Source organism: Sphingopyxis sp. H115 (genome assembly GCF_001468465.1).
Classification (GTDB): Bacteria; Pseudomonadota; Alphaproteobacteria; order Sphingomonadales; family Sphingomonadaceae; genus Sphingopyxis.
This window is the reverse complement of the sequence record NZ_LNSA01000002.1, coordinates 213,116-230,774: the sequence shown is the minus strand read 5'-3', so window position 1 is coordinate 230,774 and position 17,659 is coordinate 213,116. Positions and strand designations below refer to the sequence as shown.

Below are 17,659 nucleotides of genomic sequence, written 5' to 3'. Positions count from 1 at the left end.
TGCTTGGATAGCTTACAGCGCTTCGGCGCCGGCAATGATTTCGATGAGTTCGGTGGTGATCGCCGCCTGACGCGTGCGGTTGTAAACGATGGTCAGCTTGTTGATCAGGTCGCCCGCGTTGCGTGTCGCATTGTCCATCGCGGTCATCGACGCGCCCTGTTCGGACGCGGCGTTTTCAAGGAGGCCCTTGAAGATCTGGATGGTGACGTTGCGCGGGAGCAGTTCGGCGAGGATTTCTTCTTCGCCCGGCTCATATTCGACCGCGGCGCCGCTCGACACCGGCGCTTCGGCGGGCGGCGGGACCGGGATCATCTGTTGCCCGGTCGCGATCTGGAGCAGCGCCGAGCGGAACTTCGAATAGAAGAGATGCGCGACGTCGAACGCACCGGCTTCGTAAAGCTCCATCAGCTTCGCCGAGATTTCGCTCGCCTGTTCGAAGCCGATGTCGCGGATGCCGGTGGTTTCATATTGCTCGATGATCTGACCGGGGAAGAGGCGCGCAATCACCGGGCGGCCCTTGCGGCCGACGAGGTAGAAGAGGACTTTCTTGCCCTGCGCCTGCAGTTCGAGCGCCTTGTCGCGCGCCGCCTTGACGATGTTCGAGTTGAACGCGCCCGCAAGGCCGCGGTCGCTGTTGAGCACGACGAGCAGGTGCGTGTCGCTCTTGCCGGTGCCTGCCAGCAGCTTCGGCGCCGAATCCGACGCGCCGACCTTTGACGCGAGGCTCGCGACGACGCCTTCGAGCCGCTCGGCATAGGGGCGCGCGGCTTCGGCCGCGGCCTGCGCTTTGCGCAGCTTGGCGGCGGCGACCATCTTCTTGGCCTTGGTGATCTTCTGGGTCGATTTGACCGAGACGATGCGCCCTTTGAGTTCCTTAAGCGATGCCATTACGGCCCCTCTGGTTCGTCAGCCCGGCGCGGGTGGCCGGGCTCACGGTAACTTGGCTTACGCGAAAATCTTGGCGAAGGCGTCGAGCGCCGCGACCAGGCCCTTCTTGGCGTCGTCGCCAAGGTCCTTGGTGTCGCGGATCGTCTTCAGCACATCGGCATGGTCGCTGCGCAGATAGGCGAGCATCGCCGCTTCGTAGCGCGACACGTCGGTGGTCGCGACATTGTCGAGATAGCCGTTGGTGCCGGCAAAGATCGACGCAGTCTGTTCCTCGAACGGCATAGGCTGGAACTGCGGCTGCTTGAGCAGCTGCGTCAGGCGCGCGCCGCGGTTGAGCAGCTTCTGCGTCGAGGCGTCGAGGTCCGAACCGAACTGGGCAAAGGCTTCCATTTCGCGATACTGCGCGAGCTCGAGCTTGATCGAGCCCGACACCTTCTTCATCGCCTTGGTCTGCGCGGCCGAACCGACGCGGCTCACCGACAGGCCGACGTTGATCGCCGGGCGGATACCCGCGTTGAACAGGTTGGTTTCGAGGAAGATCTGGCCGTCGGTGATCGAAATCACGTTGGTCGGGATGTACGCCGACACGTCGCCCGCCTGCGTTTCGATGATCGGCAGCGCGGTGAGCGAACCCGAACCATTGTCGCTGTTCATCTTTGCCGCGCGCTCGAGCAGGCGGCTGTGGAGATAGAAAACGTCGCCGGGATAGGCTTCGCGGCCCGGCGGACGGCGCAGCAGCAGCGACATCTGGCGGTAAGCGACGGCCTGCTTCGACAGATCGTCATAGACGATCACGGCGTGCATGCCGTTGTCGCGGAAAAACTCGCCCATCGTGCAGCCCGTATAAGGCGCAAGGAACTGCAGCGGCGCCGGTTCCGACGCGGTCGCGGCGACGACGATCGAATATTCCATCGCGCCATTTTCTTCGAGCTGGCGGACGATCTGCGCGACGGTCGAACGCTTCTGGCCGACGGCGACATAGATGCAATAGAGCTTCTTCGACTCATCGTCGCCGGCGTTCGCCTGCTTCTGGTTGATGAAGGTGTCGATCGCGACCGCGGTCTTGCCGGTTTGACGGTCGCCGATGATCAGTTCGCGCTGGCCGCGGCCGACGGGGACGAGCGCGTCGAGCGCCTTCAGGCCGGTCTGGACGGGCTCGTGCACCGAGGTGCGCGGGATGATGCCCGGCGCCTTGACTTCGACGCGCATGCGCTTGTCGGCCTTGATCGGGCCCTTGCCGTCGATCGGGTTGCCGAGGCCATCGACGACGCGGCCGAGCAGGCCCTTGCCGACGGGGACGTCAACGATCGTGCCGGTGCGCTTGACCTGGTCGCCTTCCTTGATCTCGGCGTCGGAGCCGAAGATCACGATACCGACGTTATCGGCTTCGAGGTTCAGGGCCATGCCCTTCACGCCATTGGCGAATTCGACCATTTCACCGGCCTGGACATTGTCGAGGCCGTGGACGCGGGCGATGCCGTCGCCGACCGAGAGCACCGAACCGATTTCGGTGACCGTGGCGTCGGTTCCGAAATTGGCGATCTGGTCCTTGATGACCTTGCTGATTTCAGCGGCGCGGATTTCCATTATTCAGCCTTTCATCGGGGCATTTTGGCGTAGGGCTTTCAGCCCTTCATCGCCTGGGCGAAACTGTTGAGACGGGTACGGATGCTGCCGTCGATCAGCTGGCTACCCAGCTGGACGACGAGGCCGCCAAGGATGGCGGGATCGACGGTCGCGGCGACGGTGACGTTGCGCCCGACACGGGATTTGAGGTTTGCGGTCAGCGCGTTCATCTGCTCGGCGGTGAGCGGGTGCGCGCTGGTGACCTTGGCGGTCACTTCGCCGCGATGGTCGGCGACGATCGCGTCAAAGGCGTCGATCATCTTGGGCAGATCGGCAAGACGGCGGTTCTCGGCAAGGACGCCAAGGAATTTGGCGGTCAGCGAATCGAGCTTCATCGCCTTCGCGACGGCTTCGATGGCATTGGCCGCATCGCTGCGGCCGACGACGGGGCTGGCGATCAGCGCCGACAGATCGGCCGATTCGGCAAGCCCGGCGCGCAGGTCGGACAGGCTTTTCTGAACCACGTCGATCGCATTCGATTCGCGCGCCAGATCGAACAGCGCGCTGGCATAACGGCCCGCGAGGCCCGCCGTGATGTTGCCCTGAATGCCGCCGGAATTCTCCACGCGCGAAAGTCCTTTTCTTCGATCCCGAGGGGGATGGCTGCGCGGATTTGCCCGGCATCCGAAAATGCCCCCCGCTGCAAAGTCGGGGCGCGCGTAGCAACGATTTTGCCGCAATGCAAGGCGGGGGTTAGACGCAGCCCCGTGAGGAAGAGGATGCATTGGCGACCCGGCCCGCGCGGATGGCCGCAAGGGCTTCCCTTGCGGCGTCCGCGGCTTCCTTGTGGTCCCAGTCACCGCCCCGGCCGGCCTTCCGGATTACTGCATTAAACGCGTCGTCGATCGCCTTGGCCTCTTCCGGACGGCAAATGTGTCGGTTCGGCAATTCGACGCCATTCACAAAATAGCCTTTGACGATACAGAAGCGTTCTGTGCCATCTTTCATGCAGTCGAGCGTAGAAGAAACCGGCGCGCAGGAAGTGGCGACTTCGCCGACGGCGTCGTCATTTTGGGGACGGAAAGCCTTTGTGGAAGCGCGATAATCAGTCCAGCAGTCCTTGCCTTTGGCGAGGTCGCATTCGCAGGCTGCGGTTGCTTTGACTTGCAGCGCGCTTGTGTCAGCCCGCTCATGCTTTTTTGCCGGGTTTTGCGAACAGGATGCAGCTAGAGCAATTGTAGCGATTGCGCCGAAGCCTTTTACCCATTGCATGGCGCTTTTGATTGCATCCATCCTGGGTCCGATCAAGGGGAGAAGCTGCCATCATGGGCGAGATGATTCGAATGAGGATGGACGATGGCGCCGAGGTCGCCGTCTATCATGCCGAGGCTGAGGGCGAACGTCGCGGCGGTCTCGTCCTCATCCAGGAAATCTTCGGCGTCACTGACCATATCCGCGACCTGTGCGACGAATATACCGCCGACGGTTATGAGGTGCTCGCCCCCGCGCTGTTCGACCGCGAGCATCCGGGGTTCGAAAGCGACTATTCGGGGCCGCAGTTCGAGCGGGCGGTAGAGCTGGCGCGCGAGCTGCATCCGTTCGATCAGAGCCTGAAGGATGCGCAGACGTGCATCGACGCTTTGAAAGCCAAAGGGCCGGTGTTCATTACGGGCTATTGCTATGGCGGTTCGGTCGCGTGGCGGATGGCGCAGATCAGCGCCGATCTGGCGGCGGCGTCATCCTATTACGGCAGCCTGGTGCCGACGATGTTCAAGGACGACCCTCCGCGCTGCGCCACCATCGCGCATTTCGGCCGCTTCGACGGCGGCATCCCGATGGAGGGGGTTGAGGCGCTGATCGCGAAGGAGCACCCGACCGCGCAAATCTTTGTCTATGAGGCGGGGCATGGCTTCAACAGCGACCGTCGCAAGGATTATCACGAGCCGAGCGCCGATCTGGCGCGCGAGCGCACGCTGATGTTGTTCAAGGCGTGCGGGGGTTGAGGTTCGTGACGGCTGCGACCTGTCGGGGGCGATGAAGCTCGCGGTCAATCTGCTGGTTTTTGTGGCGGTGCTGCTGCTGGTCGCGGTAGCGCTTCTTTATACGCAGCAGCGGCGGATGATCTTTCCCGCGCCTGCCGATCATCCGGCCGCGCCGCCGCCTGGGTTCCGGCTTGTCCAGACCGAGACCGACGACGGATTGCGGCTCACGGCCTTTTATCGCCCGGCAACCAAGAGCAAGAAGACGATCCTCTTCTTCCACGGCAATGGCGACAATCTATCGGGCGCGATTCAGGCGACGCGCGGGCCGGCGGCGGCGGGGCACGGGCTGATGCTTGCCGAATATCGCGGCTATGGCGGCAATCCGGGGTCGCCGAGCGAGAAGGGGCTCTATCGCGACGGCGCGGCGGCGATGCGCTGGCTGGTGGATGCGGGCGTCGATCCGGGGGAGGTCGTTGTCGTCGGCAATTCGATCGGATCGGGTCCCGCAACCGAAATCGCGCTGCACCACGACGTCGCAGCGCTGGTGCTGGTGTCGGGCTTTTCCAGCCTGCCCGACGTGGTGGGCGAGGCGATGCCCTTCGTGCCGCGCGCGCTGGTGCGCGACCGCTTCGACAATGCGGCTAAGCTCGCGCGCGTGCGCGCGCCGGTGTTTCTGATGCACGGCGACGCCGACACGCTGGTGACACCTGCCAATCTTGCGCGGCTACGCGCCGCGCGCCCCGATGCGACGGTGGCGCCGGTGGCGGGGGCTGGGCATGAGCTGGCCTATGGCACGGCGGCGCAGGCGATCCTCACCCAGTGGGTCGAGGGTCTGCGCTGACGGATCAGTCGCCCGCCGCCGCGGCCGCCGCGGCCGATGCCGGCTGGCAGCGATAGACGAGGCGTTCATTGGGGCTGGCGGGCAGCGCGCTGCGGATCGCGTCCTGCTGCGCGGCGAGCCCCGCGAGCGCGTCGGGGTCGGCGGTGCAGCTCTTGAGCGTGACCGCCGCGCGCGTCTCGCGTGCCTTTGCCATCGTTTCGGCATCGAGCAGATATCGGTCGACGCGATAGTCGCGTCCCGCCGAATCGATCGACGCCACGGTCACCGTTGCCTCCTCATTGGGCACGAGGATGCGCTGCCAGCGGTCGTCGGCGCCCCTTGTATATTGGGTGCGGCCGTTGACGCAGCCGTTCTTGCCGATCGTGATCGGCACGTCGGTCGTCGCCGACACGGTGATGCGGCTGCGGTCGGGGCGGATGGTGCAGAGGAAATTGCCTTGCGCGAGCGTGGGCGCGGCGGCGCTTGTCGCCTTGGCGGCTTCTTCGCCGATTTCGGCGTGGGCGTCGGGGCGCGTCACGAACAGCACGGCCGCACCGATCATCAGCACCGCGCCCGCACCGCCGGCGATCTTGGCGTTCCGGATATTCTTCTGGCTATAGAAAAGCAGCGCGGCGCCTGCGGCGAGCGCGCCGATCACGAAGAACACGCCCGCGAGCGCGATACGGTTTTCGCGCGAGGCGAGCGCATCCTCTTCGGCGCGCGCCTGCTTCAATTCGCGGTCGAGCCGGGCGGCGGCTTCCTTCGCGGCGTCGGCCTGTTCGCGCGCGCGCGCCTCGGCCTCAATCGCCGCGCGTTCGCGCGCGTCGGCTTCGGCCATCGACAGGCACGGGGTGCCGACGCTGGCATATTCCTGCCGCGCGTCGGTCAGGAAGCGCGTCAGTTCGCGCCCCGCAATCGCAAAGGCAAAGGGCGAATCACCGTCGTCGGCGCGCGTGATCGCGGTATTGATCCCGGCGATGCGCCCGCACTGGTCGACCAGCGGGCCGCCCGAATTGCCGCGCGATATCTTTGCCGTGTGGATCAGCATTGCAACGCCGTCGACCGCCTGCATGTTCGACATGTTGCCCTCGCTACGCGTCGGGCTGCGCGGGGTGATATAATCATTGGCGCTGCGCGCGGTCGCAAGGTCGACATTGCCCGGATAGCCCAATGCCACGACATCGGCGCCCGAATCGAGCGGGCCGGTGTAGATGGCGGCGGGGGGCAGGCGCCCTTCGGTGATCTCGACGAGCGCGAGGTCGCGCGCGGTGTCGATCGCGACCAGCTTGCCGGCGTAGCTTTTCTGCCCTTCGGACGGGACGACGCCCAGTGCGACATTGCCCGGATATTTGGCGGCCGATTCGACGACATGCGCGTTGGTGACGATCCGCGTCGGCGAGATTGCGATGCCGCTGCCATGACCGAAACCGACGACCTCGCCGTCGACCATCGCGACGGTGACGACGCGCACGACGCTGCGCGACGCGGCGCTGATATCGTCGGCGGCGCGCGCCGGAAGCGAGAGGGCGAAGAGGGCGAGGAGCAGGGTGAGCAGGCGGGTCATGGCGCGCACACTAGTCGCCCGAACTTTGAACGCAAGCATCGGGACGCGGTGCGAATCGCGCTGTGGCATTCGTCCTTCCACCGACGAGAAAGGATGTTTCCAATGACCTATCTGATCGAGGGGCTTTGCCCCGATGCCTTCGACCCGCTGTTTGCGCTTGACGACGCGGGTCTCGCCGCGATCAACGCGCGGCGCGTCACTGCGACCGCTGACCACGGCTTCCCGTGCCGTATCAGCCTCGAGGATGCAAAGGTCGGCGAGGAGCTGATTCTGCTCCATCACACCAGCCACGATGTCGAAACGCCGTATCGCAGCGCTTATGCGATTTACGTCCGGCCGGGCGTGGAAGCTGCGACCTATCGCGACGCACTGCCCCCGGTGTTCGAGGGCCGCCCGATGGCGCTGCGCGCTTTCGACGCAGACGGCATGCTGCGGACCGCAAGGCTGGCGGGGCCGGGCGAGGCCGACGGCGCGATCCGCGACCTGTTCGACGATGAGGGCATCGCCTATATCGATGCGCACAATGCCGCGCACGGTTGCTTTGCCGCGCGCATCGAAAGGGATGCCGCATGAGCCGCGAGCAGATGACCGACGACGATCGCTGGGCTGCGGTGCTGCGCCGCGACCGCGCGCTCGACGGGCGCTTCGTAACCGGCGTGCTGACCACCGGCATCTATTGCCGGCCGAGCTGCGCCGCGCGGCATCCGCTGCGGGAAAATGTGCGCTTTTTCCAGGATGGCGCGGCGGCGCGCGAAACCGGGCTGCGCCCGTGCAAGCGCTGCCTACCCGATGATGTCGCGCGCGACGACCGCGCGGTGATCAAGGCGATCGCGGCGATCAAGGGCAGCGAAGAGCCGCTTGCGCTCGCCGACCTTGCCCGCCGCACCGGCTATTCGCCGACGCATTTCCAGCGCGTATTCACCCGCCACACCGGCCTGTCGCCCGCGGCCTATGCCCGCGCGCTGCGCGAAGAGCGCGCACGGGCTGCGCTGAGCGACGGCAATCGCGTGACCGACGCGATTTACGACGCGGGCTTTTCGGGGCCGTCGCGCTTCTACGAAAATATGGAGGGACGCATGGGCATGACGGCGTCGGCGTGGGTGGGTGGCGGCAAGGGCGCGACGATCCACTGGGCGGTGGTACCGACCAGCCTTGGCGAGATGCTCGTCGCGGCGACCGAAAAGGGTGTGTGCCGCCTGTCGTTCGACGAAGGCCGCGCGGCGCTGGAAAAACGCTTCCCGGCGGCGACGCTGGTCGAAGGGGGCGCGGAATTCGCGGCGTTGCTGAAACAGGTCGTGGAGGCGGTGGAAGCGCCGACGAGCGGCTTCGACCATATTCCAATCGACGTGAAGGGTACCGCCTTTCAGGAAGCGGTGTGGCGCGAGCTGCGCAAGATACCCGCAGGCGAGACGCGCAGCTATGCCGACATCGCCGCAGCCGTAGGCAAGCCCAAGGCGGTTCGCGCGGCGGGGAGCGCCAATGGCGCGAACAATGTCGCGGTGCTGATTCCGTGCCATCGCGTCGTGCGCAGCGACGGGGCGCTCGGCGGCTATGCCTATGGGCTGCCGATCAAGGAAGAATTGCTGAAGCGCGAAGGGCGCTGAGCCGAACAGGCGCCGGGCCGTGCGAAAGGCGGCCCGGCGCCGTCGGTTCGTGACGCGATGCGGTCAGCTGTCTTCCTTGTCCTGGTCAGCAAAGATGCTCGCCATCGTCGCGCGGGCGGCGTCGATCTGCCCGGCGTCGATTTCATCGACCAGCTTGGCGACCTTGTTCGCCTTTTCCTGCTTGTGGCTCGAAAAGGCGAGCGGGGCGAGCACCGACCGGGCCAGCTTGCCCTTGTTTTCGTTGAGCAGCTGGCGGGCGAGGACCATGCGATAGCCATCGTCGTAGGACGAATATTCGAACACGCTTTCGAGCGCGATGATCGCGGGTTCGGGAATCGGCTCCTTCGCTTCGTAGAAGGACATATAATAGCCGATCGCTGCGCGCGGATCCTTGGGGTCGAGGCGGTAGGCCTCGGCAAAGGATTGACGCGCCGTTGCATAAAGCGCCGGGTTCTTCTCTTCGTCCGCGCGCGTCATGAACAGGCCGCCCATCAGGATATGCGCGTCTTGCGATTCGGGATCGAGTGCAAGCGCCCGCTTCAATGCCGTCTCGGCCTTCGCAAACTCCTGCGCGTCGTTATAGGCTTCGGCCGTCATCAATTGCACGGCCAGATTGTCGGGATATTTCGCGTCCATTCCGTCGACATCGTCCGCCACGGAGCGCGCCTCGCGCTCGGTCACACCGCGCTCACTGAGGATATGGGCCGAAATCACGGCCTCTTCGCCGGGCGTAAGGCGACGGAGATCAACCTTGGGCGCGACATAGTTGGTCGGCCGGACGTCGAGTGTCGGGAACGGCCCGCTCTTATATTTGCGCAATTCGCCCTGCAGCTTGTCGAGGTCGCCGAACACACGCCGCGCCGCGGTCAGGCTGTCTTCGCCGGCGTTGAGCGCCTTCAGATATTGCGCGAGCTGGCCCTGCCGTTCCTTGTTGAAGTTCAGATAGTGGGCGATCATCCAGCCGAAGGAATAGGATTGGAAATATTCCTGTCCATCGAGCCGCTTGTTGTGATCGAAGAGGCGCGTCAGGCGGATGCCCGGCAGTTCGAACAGGTCGTCGCCGCGGTGCTGCGGGACATTGCCGACCCGGAAGGCGCCGTTGTCGAGCAGTTCAAGCGTGCCGTAAAGTTCGGCAAAGCCTTCGACATACCAGTGCGGATAGGCGGTGCTGAATTTTTGCAGCATGAAATGATGGACATATTCATGGAACAGCACGCCTTCGGCCGTCAACGCCGTTTTCTGGCGCAATTCCCGCTGGCGCAGATCGCGGCTGAACCGGTTGGTGTCGCTCTCGTCGGCCGGAACGAACGAGACTGCGGCGCCGGCGCGCGGGATATAGAAGCCCGCGACCCCGGCGCTGCCGGCGAGGCGGCCGATGTCGTCGGTGTCGCCGAAGCGATAGACGCGCACCTTGTTCGACCGGCCGATATCCGCCCCCGGAATCGGAAGTCCCTGCATATAGCGCAGCGCATTGTCGAAGCGTTCGAGCCGCGAGGCAAAACGCTCGACATCTTCCTTGCTGCTTTCGGAGGTGATGATGAAATGGCTTGTCTCGGCTTCCCACCATTCGGCGTGGGCTGTGCTGCTCAAGGCAAGGAGCGCAGCGACAAGGCCGCCGCGCAAAGCGGTTCTGAGATATGCGATCATTTGTTTTCCCCGGTAAATTTTCGCAAGGGCGACTATACCGACCGCAGCCGATGCATCAACTGGTTGCGCATGTTCCTATTTCCGCCGTCATCCCCCCAGCGCATCTGATCAGGAGAAGAGAGAATGACCGATAAAATTGCCGCCTTTCGCGCGCTGCACGTCCCCGGCGATCCGCTGATCCTTGTCAACATCTGGGACGCGGGCAGCGCGAAAGCGGTTGCCGCGGCGGGGGCAAGGGCGATCGCGACGGGCAGCTTCGGGGTCGCCGGGGCGCAGGGACGCGCCGATGGCGAAGATTTTCCGATTGCCGACGTGTTCGAGAACCTCGACCGGATCCTTTCGGTCACCGACCTGCCGGTCACGATCGACATGGAATCGGGATATGGAGCCGATGCGGCGGCGGTCGGCGTCTCGGTGGCGCGCGCGAAGGACGCGGGCGCGGCGGGGATCAACATGGAGGACCGGTTGCCGGGCGTGACGGAATTGCTGCCGGTCGCCGAAGCCGCCGCGCGCTATCGTGCCGCCGCCGACACCGGCATTTTCGTCAATGCGCGCTGCGATATGTTCCGCGGGGCGGACGCGGCGAAGGACGGTGATGCGCTGGTCGCGGCGACGCTCAACCGCGCGCGCGCCTACGCCGATGCGGGGGCGGGATCGCTGTTCGTGCCGTTCCTGCTCGATTCGAAATGCATCGGTGCGATCTGCGCAGCGTCGCCGCTGCCGGTCAATATCCTGCGCGGCAAGGGCGGGCCGACGCACAAGGAACTCGCGGGTCTCGGCGTCGCGCGGATCAGCCATGGGCACCAGCCGTGGGCGGCGGCGATGGCTTGGCTCGCTGCGCAGGCCGAGCAGGTGCTGGGCGGCGGCGAACCCGATTATTGACCGGACCTATTCGGCGGCGCCCGGCGCCCGCCTGCCCTCGCGCTGGTCGCGCAGCCGCAGCAACTGTTCAAGGAACGGCCGCGCCTGCGCCCCCATATGCGGATCGAACGCGATCGACTGGGCGAGCCGGATCGCCGAGGTGAATCGTCCGCGGTTGGCGAGCGCGAAGGCATGGGCGACGCGGATCTCGATATTTTCGGGGGCGAGCCGGAACGCCTGTTCGAGCCCGTCGATCGCGATGTCGGGCGGCACCTGGCCCTGATCGACGAAGCTCTGGAAATAGACATAGAGCGGCAGCGGATCGTCGGGATCGGTCCGGTTCGCAAGGGTGATGGGTTCGCGCGCCTTTTGCCAGCCGGCATCGTCATAATCGCCCTTTTCCTCGAGCTCGTGCATCAGCAGTTCGCCGAGCAGGACATTGGCACGGACATGATCGGGGTCGATCGCGATCGCGCGGTCGAGCGCGCTTCGAACCGTGGCGAGGTTGCGGCTTTGCTTGTCGAGCGCCCATTCGGCGGCCGCATATTCGAACCAGACAGCGGCGTCGCCCGCATGGGCCGAGGCCAGCGTCCGAAGGCCGTCGCGGGCGGTGCGGGCATCGTCCGCCGAGCGGGCGTTGAGCCGCGCGAGCCGCAGCGGGATGGCGGCATCCTCGCCGGGGGGCAGTGCGGTCACCGCGATCCGGGTGGGAACGGGGATCGCGTCGCGCGTGACGCGGTAGTTGAGCGGGCGCCGGAGATAGGCGGCGAGATCCTTGTCGAGCTGGTCGAGGTCGCCGAACACCTGGCGCGCCGCCTGTTCGGCTTCGATCCCCGCATTGATCGCACGGGCATAGGCGACGAGTTGCCCGTCCCGCGACGTATCGTGGAACAGCATATGCGTCAAAAGCCAGGCGCGCCCGTAATAGACATCGACCTGACCGACCGTCTTCAGCGAATGGGGGTCGGTCGCCAGAAGCGTCTCGACCGGAATCTGCGGCAATTCGACAAGGCCATATTGTCGGCCATAGGCGGGTTTGCCGATCAGCGCCTTGCCATTCTTGTCGAAATCGATCGTCGAATAATATTCGGCGAACCCCTCGATAATCCACGCCGGATAGGCGCCGGTGCGATAGCGCTTCATGAAATGATGCGCATATTCGTGGAACAGCGTTTCCTGCGACGCCGAGGTGCCGCGCGAGCGCCCGCCATTTTCCCGGTGCGACACCGCGAAGCTGCCGTTGCGATCGGTCCGGTAGAAGCCGACGAAGGACGAGGACCGCGACCCGGTATAGAGCTTTGCGACCTCGCCGGTCGAACCGAGCAAATAGATGGGCAGGCGGTTGGCTTCGCCCTGTTCCTTGACCTCGAGCAGCAGGCGCAGCGCGACGTCGAACCGCTGGAGCGTCGACGCGAATTCGCGCAGCGATTTTTCGCTGCCTTCGCTGTAGATGATGAAACTGTCGGTTTCCGCGCGCATCCAGCGCGCATCGGCCGCAGTTGCGACAAGTGCCGCGACCATTGCGGCCGCCGCTGCCCAAATCCTGATCATGAAAGCTCCCCCGGCTTTATTGTTTCCATGCTGGCAGCGCGGCGCCGAGGTGTAAAGTCCTGCCTTGTCAGACGAAACTATAAGGGTCGATGTCGATCGCGAGCCGCGCCTTGGTCGACCATTCGACGCTGTCCACCCACGCGCGTATCGTTCCTTGCAGGTCGAAGCTGCGCGGGGCGTGGAGCAAGAGGCGGAAGCGGTGCCGGCCGCGCAACATCGCGAGCGGCGCCGGCGCGGGACCGTAGACGGCGAGCCCTTCGGCAACGGGCGCCTTCGCTCCCAGCCGCTGCGCCTGCCCGCGCGCGACCTCGATATCCTCCGACGAGATGACGAGCGCGGCGAAGCGGCCATAGGGCGGCGCGCCGGCAAATTTGCGCGCCGCCGCCTCGGCGGCATAAAAGCCGTCGCGGTCGTTCGCGACGAGCGCCGCCATGACGGGCGCTTGCGGAACGCGCGTCTGGATCAGCACTTCGCCGGGTTTGACCCCGCGCCCGGCGCGCCCCGCGACCTGCGCGATCTGTTGAAAGGTGCGTTCGGAGGCGCGCAAATCGCCGCCGTCGAGTCCGAGGTCGGCGTCGACCACGCCGACGAGCGTGAGGTTAGGGAAATGATAGCCTTTGGTCACGAGCTGCGTCCCGATGATGATGTCGACGAGGCCTCCCTCGACATTGTCAACGAACTCGGCGGCCTTGGCAGGCGACCACAAGGTGTCGCTGGTGACGATCGCGGTGCGCGCTTCGGGAAAACGCAACGCCACCTCGTCGGCGACGCGCTCGACGCCGGGGCCGCACGCAACAAGACTGTCCTCGTCCTCGCATTCGGGGCAGAGCCGCGGCGGCGGCATGACATGGCCGCAATGGTGGCAGGCGAGGCGGTGGACCAGCCGGTGTTCGACCATCCATGCAGTGCAATTGGGGCACTGGATGCGGTGGCCGCAGGTGCGGCAGAGGGTCAGCGGCGCAAAGCCGCGGCGGTTGAGGAAGAGCAGGCTTTGCTCGCCCTTGCTGAGCCGGTCGGCGAGCGCGCCGACTAGCGGCGGGGCGAGCCAGCGGCCGCGGTCGGGTGGGTCTTGCCGCATGTCGATTGCGGCGAGGCCGGGCAAGGTCGCGCCGCCAAAGCGCGCGGGGAGAACGATGTGGCGATAGCGTCCCGCCTCCACCATCGCGAGGCTTTCGAGCGCGGGGGTCGCGCTCGCGAGGACGACCGGCAGCCCCTCGAAATGGCCGCGCATCACTGCGACATCGCGCGCGTGATAATGGACGCCGTCTTCCTGCTTGAAGCTCGTCTCATGCGCCTCGTCGACGACGATCACGCCGAGATTGGCGTAAGGGAGGAACAGCGCCGAACGCGCGCCGACGACGATCTTCGCCTCGCCTGCGGCGATGCTGTGCCAGGCGCGACGGCGTTCGGTCGAGCGCAAGCCGCTGTGCCAGGCGACGGGCTCGCAGCCGAAGCGCGCGGCGAAGCGCGTCAGCATCGGTTCGGTGAGCGCGATTTCGGGGAGGAGGACGAGCGCCTGCTTGCCCGCGTCGATCGCGGCGGCGATCGCCTCCATATAGACTTCGGTCTTGCCCGATCCGGTGACGCCGTCGAGCAGCAGCGTCTCGAACTTGCCGGCCGCGACCGCGCCGCGAAGCTGCCCGGCGGCGGCGCTCTGTTCGTCCGACAGGTCGGGCGGGGCAAAGCCGCTGTCGGGCTCGGGGTAGGGCTGGTCGGCCAAGACGCTCACCGCTTCGAGCGCGCCGGTCTGGACGAGCCCCCGGATCACCGCCTCGCTGACTTCGGCCATCGCGGCGAGTTCGCGCACGATGCCCTGCCGCCGGCCGATCTTTTCTAGCGCGACGGTGCGCTGCGGCGTCATCCGCGCCAGCAGCTCACCCGTGGCGCGATATTCGACGATCGGGCGCCGCGCGTCGGCGAAGGCCGCGCCGGGCAGCACCATACGCAGCACCGATCCCGGCGGTGCCAGATAATAATCGCTCGTCCATTCGACGAGTTTGCGCAGCGGCGCCGGAACGGGCGGCACCGGCACGACCTCGAACAGGTTGCGCAGGCGATTGTCGCCGACGGGTTCGGGCGCGCCGAACGCGCTGTCTTCCCACACCACGCCACCCATCTTGCGCGGGCCGAGCGGCACGACGACGACGCTACCGAGCGGGGCTTCGCTGCCATGGGGCACTCGATAATCGAGCGGCCCGAGGGCGGCGGTGAGCAGGAGGACGCGGGCGCGGGTCATGGGCTGGGCAGGATATAGGGCGGCGGGTAAAATAGGAAAGCGCCTAGGGTTGGGGTGTCGGCCAAGGACCGGAAGTTGCCGCTAGCGCTCCCCCCCTTCCCGTTCCGGGGGAATCGGGAACGTCCGCTCTCCACCCCGGAACCGACGCTCGCTCGGGGGTCAATGCCAGGGCGACGTCCGCACGCTCCAATAGACGATATAGAGCAGCCCCGCCCAGAGCAGCAGGATGAACGCCATGCCGGCCCGGCTCGAAGGGCGTTCGGTTGCGACCTCGGCGTTGGCGTGGAGTTCGGTCCAGAGGGGCGCGGGGATCAGCCGACGCACCGCGAGCAGCCCAAGCGGGACGATGACGAGGTCATCGAGCCAGCCGAGCACCGGAATGAAGTCGGGGATCAGGTCGATCGGCGACAGCGCATAGGCCGCCACCGCGACCGCGAGTATGCGCGCCAGCATCGGCACGCGCGCGTCGCGGGCGGCGAACCATGCGGCGTGCGCTTCGACCGCGAGGCGGTGGCCAAGGTCGCCGATGCGTTCGGAAAGGGATTTGCCGGTCATCGATTGATCATTACTGTCCCCGCATGGCTATCCAACTGAAAAGCGCACGTGTCGAACGCTGGCCGGTGGCCGGAGAGTTCGTCATCAGTCGTGGCGCGAAGACGCATGTCGATGTCGTGGTTGCGGAAATCGAGAGCGACGGGGCGATGGGGCGCGGCGAAGGAACGCCGATCTATTATCTGGGCGAGGGTGCGGCGGGGTGCCGCGACCAGATTTTGCGCGTGGCACCCTTTATCGCCGACATGGACGCGGCGGATGCGCGCGCTGCGGTGCAGGAATTGATGGCGCCCGGCGCGGCGCGCAATGCGCTCGATTGTGCGCTGTGGGACCTCGAGGCGAGACAGCGCGGGCTCAGGTTGTGGCAGCTCGCCGGATGCGACGGCGCACCGACCGCCCGGGTGACGGCCTATACCATTTCGCTCGGCACCCCGGGCGCAATGGCGGAGCAGGCGGCGACCGCGGCGGCCGACGGCTATCGATTGCTCAAGATCAAGCTGACCGGCGAGGGAGACCGGCTGCGCGTTGCCGGGGTCCGCAAGGGGGCGCCCGAGGCGCGGCTGATCGTCGACGCGAACGAAAGCTGGGGCGCGGTCGATATCTTGAGCGAGGCCGAGGCGCTCGCCGACATGGGGGTCGAGATGATCGAACAGCCGGTCCCCGTCGGCGCCGACGCGCTGCTCGATCCCATCTATGCGCCGTTGCCCTTTGTCGCCGACGAAAGCTGCCAGACCGCCGCCGACGTTGCGCGGATCGGGCCATTTTACGACGGGGTGAATATCAAGCTCGATAAGGCGGGCGGGCTGACCGAGGCGCTGAAGATCGCCGATGCCGCCGACGCGGCGGGGCTGTCGATCATGGTCGGATGCATGCTGTCGACCAGCCTCGCGATCGCGCCGGCTTTCGTCCTCGCGCAGCGCGCACGCTGGGTCGATCTCGACGGCCCGGCGCTGCTCGAACGCGACCGCGAGGGCGGCTTCGAGTTTCGCGAAGGGCGGATCGGGATCTAGACGTCCGAATATGGATCGCGGTCGGAAGCCAGAGCGCCAACAGCGGTGAGCAAAAGCGCGGAAATGAAAGTAAAATTGACGCGATACTCACCCACCGAAAGGTTAATTGTAAAGAAAGCGAAGAGCAACCAGGCCCGGGAGATATCTGCCGATCGCAGCCTGCGCGCCGTCAGCAAAAACCAGCCGATGTAATAAGCGATACTGACCAGGAACAAGGGCGCTGCGAACCAACCGAATTGCCCGAAGTCGATTCGACGGTCTGTACCGAACTCAAACTGAAACCACAGCAAAAGAGCATCGACGGAAATGATTAGCGGCAACCAACGACGATATTCGTCGCGGCTCGTCAATCCGGTCCAAGCGTAATGCCTTTCGATCCACGCGCCCATGCCGCCTTCTTAAACGAGCATGGGCGCATGTCCAAGATAGGCTACAACGCCACTTCGGCGTGCTGGCCGAGCTCGCCTTCCTTCATGGTCAGCCCGGTTGCGAGCTTGAACATCCCCTTGATGCCCGGATCGGCGGTCCAGATCTCGGCATTGTCGAGGTCGAAGCGGAGCAGGACGAGCTTGGGGTCGTCCTTGCCGCCTTCATACCAGGCCGCAATGCCGTTGTTCCACAGTCTGTCGAGCACCGCGCGGTCGGTTTCCCGGCGCAGCGTACCCGCGATGCAGGCGAAGAGGTCATGACCTTTCGACGCGAATTGCGCCATCGCGGGTCCGCCGGTGGCAAGGCGGTTGTCGGTCGCGGTGAAGAACCAGAAGGCGCTGTTCGCGTCCTTGTCGAGTTGCGCGTTCATCGGGATGTGGTGGTCGCGTTCGCCGGTTGCGCCGAGCATGACATAGGGGCTGTCGGCCAAGGCTTTCCAAAACTGCTGTTTGATATCGTCGCTCATCGAAAGGCTCCATCTCTATTCTCCCCCCGATGACCCATCAACGCCGCAGCGCCGCACTTGTTGCCCCGGCTCAGCGCTCGCGCGGCTCGGCATAGCTGACGACTTCATATTCGATGCCGTCGGGATCGAAGAAATAGAAGCGGCGGCCGGGTTCGTAAACGCCATGGTTGAAAGGGGTCAGGCCCACCGCCTTCACGCGCATTTCGATCGTGTCGAGATCGTCGACCTGCACCCCGACATGGTTGAGCGGTTCGCCTTTCGGATAACGCGTTTCGGCGTGCTGGCCGTCGGGGCCGGCGTAGAGTGCGACATAGGCGGCATCGCTGCCGAGGTGGATCGTGCGCCCGCCGTCGCGCGCGGGGCCGCGCCAGCGTTCGTGCCAGCCGAAGATCGCCGACAAGATTCCGGCGGTACGATCGGGATCGCTGACCGTCAGATTTACATGCTCGATGAAGGGATGCGTCACCTTGTTTCTCCTGATTC

General features: G+C 65.5%; 18 protein-coding genes. 6 read left to right on the top strand and 12 right to left on the bottom strand.

Annotated elements, in window-relative coordinates:
- Nucleotides 1-12: 12 nt before the first annotated feature.
- The 4 genes from ATE71_RS02805 to ATE71_RS21975 form a co-directional block, all read right to left on the bottom strand.
- A complete protein-coding gene (locus ATE71_RS02805; RefSeq protein WP_058801910.1) occupies nucleotides 13-888 on the bottom strand; it encodes a F0F1 ATP synthase subunit gamma in 876 nt (291 codons plus the stop codon).
- 57 nt (nucleotides 889-945) lie between these two features.
- Nucleotides 946-2,475, bottom strand: a complete 1,530-nt coding sequence (gene atpA / locus ATE71_RS02800) for a F0F1 ATP synthase subunit alpha (protein ID WP_058801909.1) — start codon at nucleotides 2,473-2,475, stop codon at nucleotides 946-948.
- A gap of 38 nt (nucleotides 2,476-2,513) precedes the next feature.
- Complete coding sequence (locus ATE71_RS02795) at nucleotides 2,514-3,080, bottom strand: F0F1 ATP synthase subunit delta (RefSeq protein WP_058801908.1); 567 nt, start codon at nucleotides 3,078-3,080, stop codon at nucleotides 2,514-2,516.
- A 127-nt stretch (nucleotides 3,081-3,207) separates the two neighbouring features.
- Nucleotides 3,208-3,747 (bottom strand): hypothetical protein, encoded by a 540-nt coding sequence (locus ATE71_RS21975; RefSeq protein ID WP_152998613.1) that lies wholly within the window; start codon nucleotides 3,745-3,747, stop codon nucleotides 3,208-3,210.
- 32 nt (nucleotides 3,748-3,779) lie between these two features.
- Here ATE71_RS21975 and ATE71_RS02785 point away from each other — a divergent pair, with 32 nt between their 5' ends.
- Together ATE71_RS02785 and ATE71_RS02780 are read left to right on the top strand one after the other, a co-directional pair.
- Nucleotides 3,780-4,457 (top strand): dienelactone hydrolase family protein, encoded by a 678-nt coding sequence (locus ATE71_RS02785; RefSeq protein WP_058801906.1) that lies wholly within the window; start codon nucleotides 3,780-3,782, stop codon nucleotides 4,455-4,457.
- A 31-nt stretch (nucleotides 4,458-4,488) separates the two neighbouring features.
- Nucleotides 4,489-5,277, top strand: coding sequence for an alpha/beta hydrolase (locus ATE71_RS02780; protein ID WP_058801905.1), 789 nt, complete (start codon nucleotides 4,489-4,491; stop codon nucleotides 5,275-5,277).
- A 4-nt stretch (nucleotides 5,278-5,281) separates the two neighbouring features.
- Here ATE71_RS02780 and ATE71_RS02775 read toward each other — a convergent pair whose 3' ends face one another.
- Nucleotides 5,282-6,820 (bottom strand): S1C family serine protease, encoded by a 1,539-nt coding sequence (locus ATE71_RS02775; protein WP_058801966.1) that lies wholly within the window; start codon nucleotides 6,818-6,820, stop codon nucleotides 5,282-5,284.
- A 102-nt stretch (nucleotides 6,821-6,922) separates the two neighbouring features.
- On the opposite strand from ATE71_RS02775, the gene ATE71_RS02770 reads away from it, so the two are divergent.
- Nucleotides 6,923-7,393 (top strand): DUF1203 domain-containing protein, encoded by a 471-nt coding sequence (locus ATE71_RS02770; RefSeq protein ID WP_058801904.1) that lies wholly within the window; start codon nucleotides 6,923-6,925, stop codon nucleotides 7,391-7,393.
- Nucleotides 7,390-8,424, top strand: coding sequence for a bifunctional DNA-binding transcriptional regulator/O6-methylguanine-DNA methyltransferase Ada (gene ada / locus ATE71_RS02765; RefSeq protein ID WP_152998612.1), 1,035 nt, complete (start codon nucleotides 7,390-7,392; stop codon nucleotides 8,422-8,424). Before ATE71_RS02770 ends, ada begins: the two co-directional genes overlap by 4 nt.
- 63 nt (nucleotides 8,425-8,487) lie before the next feature.
- Here the strand turns inward: ada and ATE71_RS02760 are convergent, their stop codons facing one another.
- Nucleotides 8,488-10,014: a tetratricopeptide repeat protein gene (locus tag ATE71_RS02760; protein ID WP_160328000.1), complete on the bottom strand. Its 1,527-nt coding sequence runs from the start codon at nucleotides 10,012-10,014 to the stop codon at nucleotides 8,488-8,490.
- Nucleotides 10,015-10,194: 180 nt separating this feature from the next.
- Here ATE71_RS02760 and ATE71_RS02755 point away from each other — a divergent pair, with 180 nt between their 5' ends.
- On the top strand, nucleotides 10,195-10,953 hold the full coding sequence (locus ATE71_RS02755; RefSeq protein ID WP_058801902.1) for an isocitrate lyase/PEP mutase family protein: 759 nt from the start codon (nucleotides 10,195-10,197) through the stop codon (nucleotides 10,951-10,953).
- Between the two features lie 6 nt (nucleotides 10,954-10,959).
- On the opposite strand, the gene ATE71_RS02750 is transcribed toward ATE71_RS02755, so the two are convergent.
- The 3 genes from ATE71_RS02750 to ATE71_RS02740 all read right to left on the bottom strand — a co-directional run bounded on the left by ATE71_RS02750 (nucleotide 10,960) and on the right by ATE71_RS02740 (nucleotide 15,274).
- Nucleotides 10,960-12,483 carry a hypothetical protein gene (locus tag ATE71_RS02750; RefSeq protein ID WP_152998611.1) on the bottom strand — a complete coding sequence of 508 codons (1,524 nt, stop codon included), beginning with the start codon at nucleotides 12,481-12,483 and terminating at the stop codon, nucleotides 10,960-10,962.
- A gap of 67 nt (nucleotides 12,484-12,550) precedes the next feature.
- A complete protein-coding gene (locus tag ATE71_RS02745) occupies nucleotides 12,551-14,719 on the bottom strand; it encodes a primosomal protein N' (RefSeq protein ID WP_058801900.1) in 2,169 nt (722 codons plus the stop codon).
- Nucleotides 14,720-14,878: 159 nt separating this feature from the next.
- A complete protein-coding gene (locus tag ATE71_RS02740; protein WP_082665038.1) occupies nucleotides 14,879-15,274 on the bottom strand; it encodes a YkvA family protein in 396 nt (131 codons plus the stop codon).
- Nucleotides 15,275-15,297: 23 nt separating this feature from the next.
- Between ATE71_RS02740 and ATE71_RS02735 the strand changes: the two genes are divergently transcribed.
- Nucleotides 15,298-16,281: a dipeptide epimerase gene (locus ATE71_RS02735; RefSeq protein WP_058801899.1), complete on the top strand. Its 984-nt coding sequence runs from the start codon at nucleotides 15,298-15,300 to the stop codon at nucleotides 16,279-16,281.
- Here the strand turns inward: ATE71_RS02735 and ATE71_RS02730 are convergent.
- The 3 genes from ATE71_RS02730 to ATE71_RS02720 all read right to left on the bottom strand — a co-directional run bounded on the left by ATE71_RS02730 (nucleotide 16,278) and on the right by ATE71_RS02720 (nucleotide 17,642).
- Nucleotides 16,278-16,670 (bottom strand): hypothetical protein, encoded by a 393-nt coding sequence (locus ATE71_RS02730; RefSeq protein WP_058801898.1) that lies wholly within the window; start codon nucleotides 16,668-16,670, stop codon nucleotides 16,278-16,280. The genes ATE71_RS02735 and ATE71_RS02730 overlap by 4 nt on opposite strands.
- Nucleotides 16,671-16,711: 41 nt before the next feature.
- Nucleotides 16,712-17,176 (bottom strand): pyridoxamine 5'-phosphate oxidase family protein, encoded by a 465-nt coding sequence (locus ATE71_RS02725; protein ID WP_058801897.1) that lies wholly within the window; start codon nucleotides 17,174-17,176, stop codon nucleotides 16,712-16,714.
- A gap of 70 nt (nucleotides 17,177-17,246) precedes the next feature.
- Complete coding sequence (locus tag ATE71_RS02720; RefSeq protein WP_058801896.1) at nucleotides 17,247-17,642, bottom strand: VOC family protein; 396 nt, start codon at nucleotides 17,640-17,642, stop codon at nucleotides 17,247-17,249.
- Between the last annotated feature and the right edge of the window lie 17 nt (nucleotides 17,643-17,659).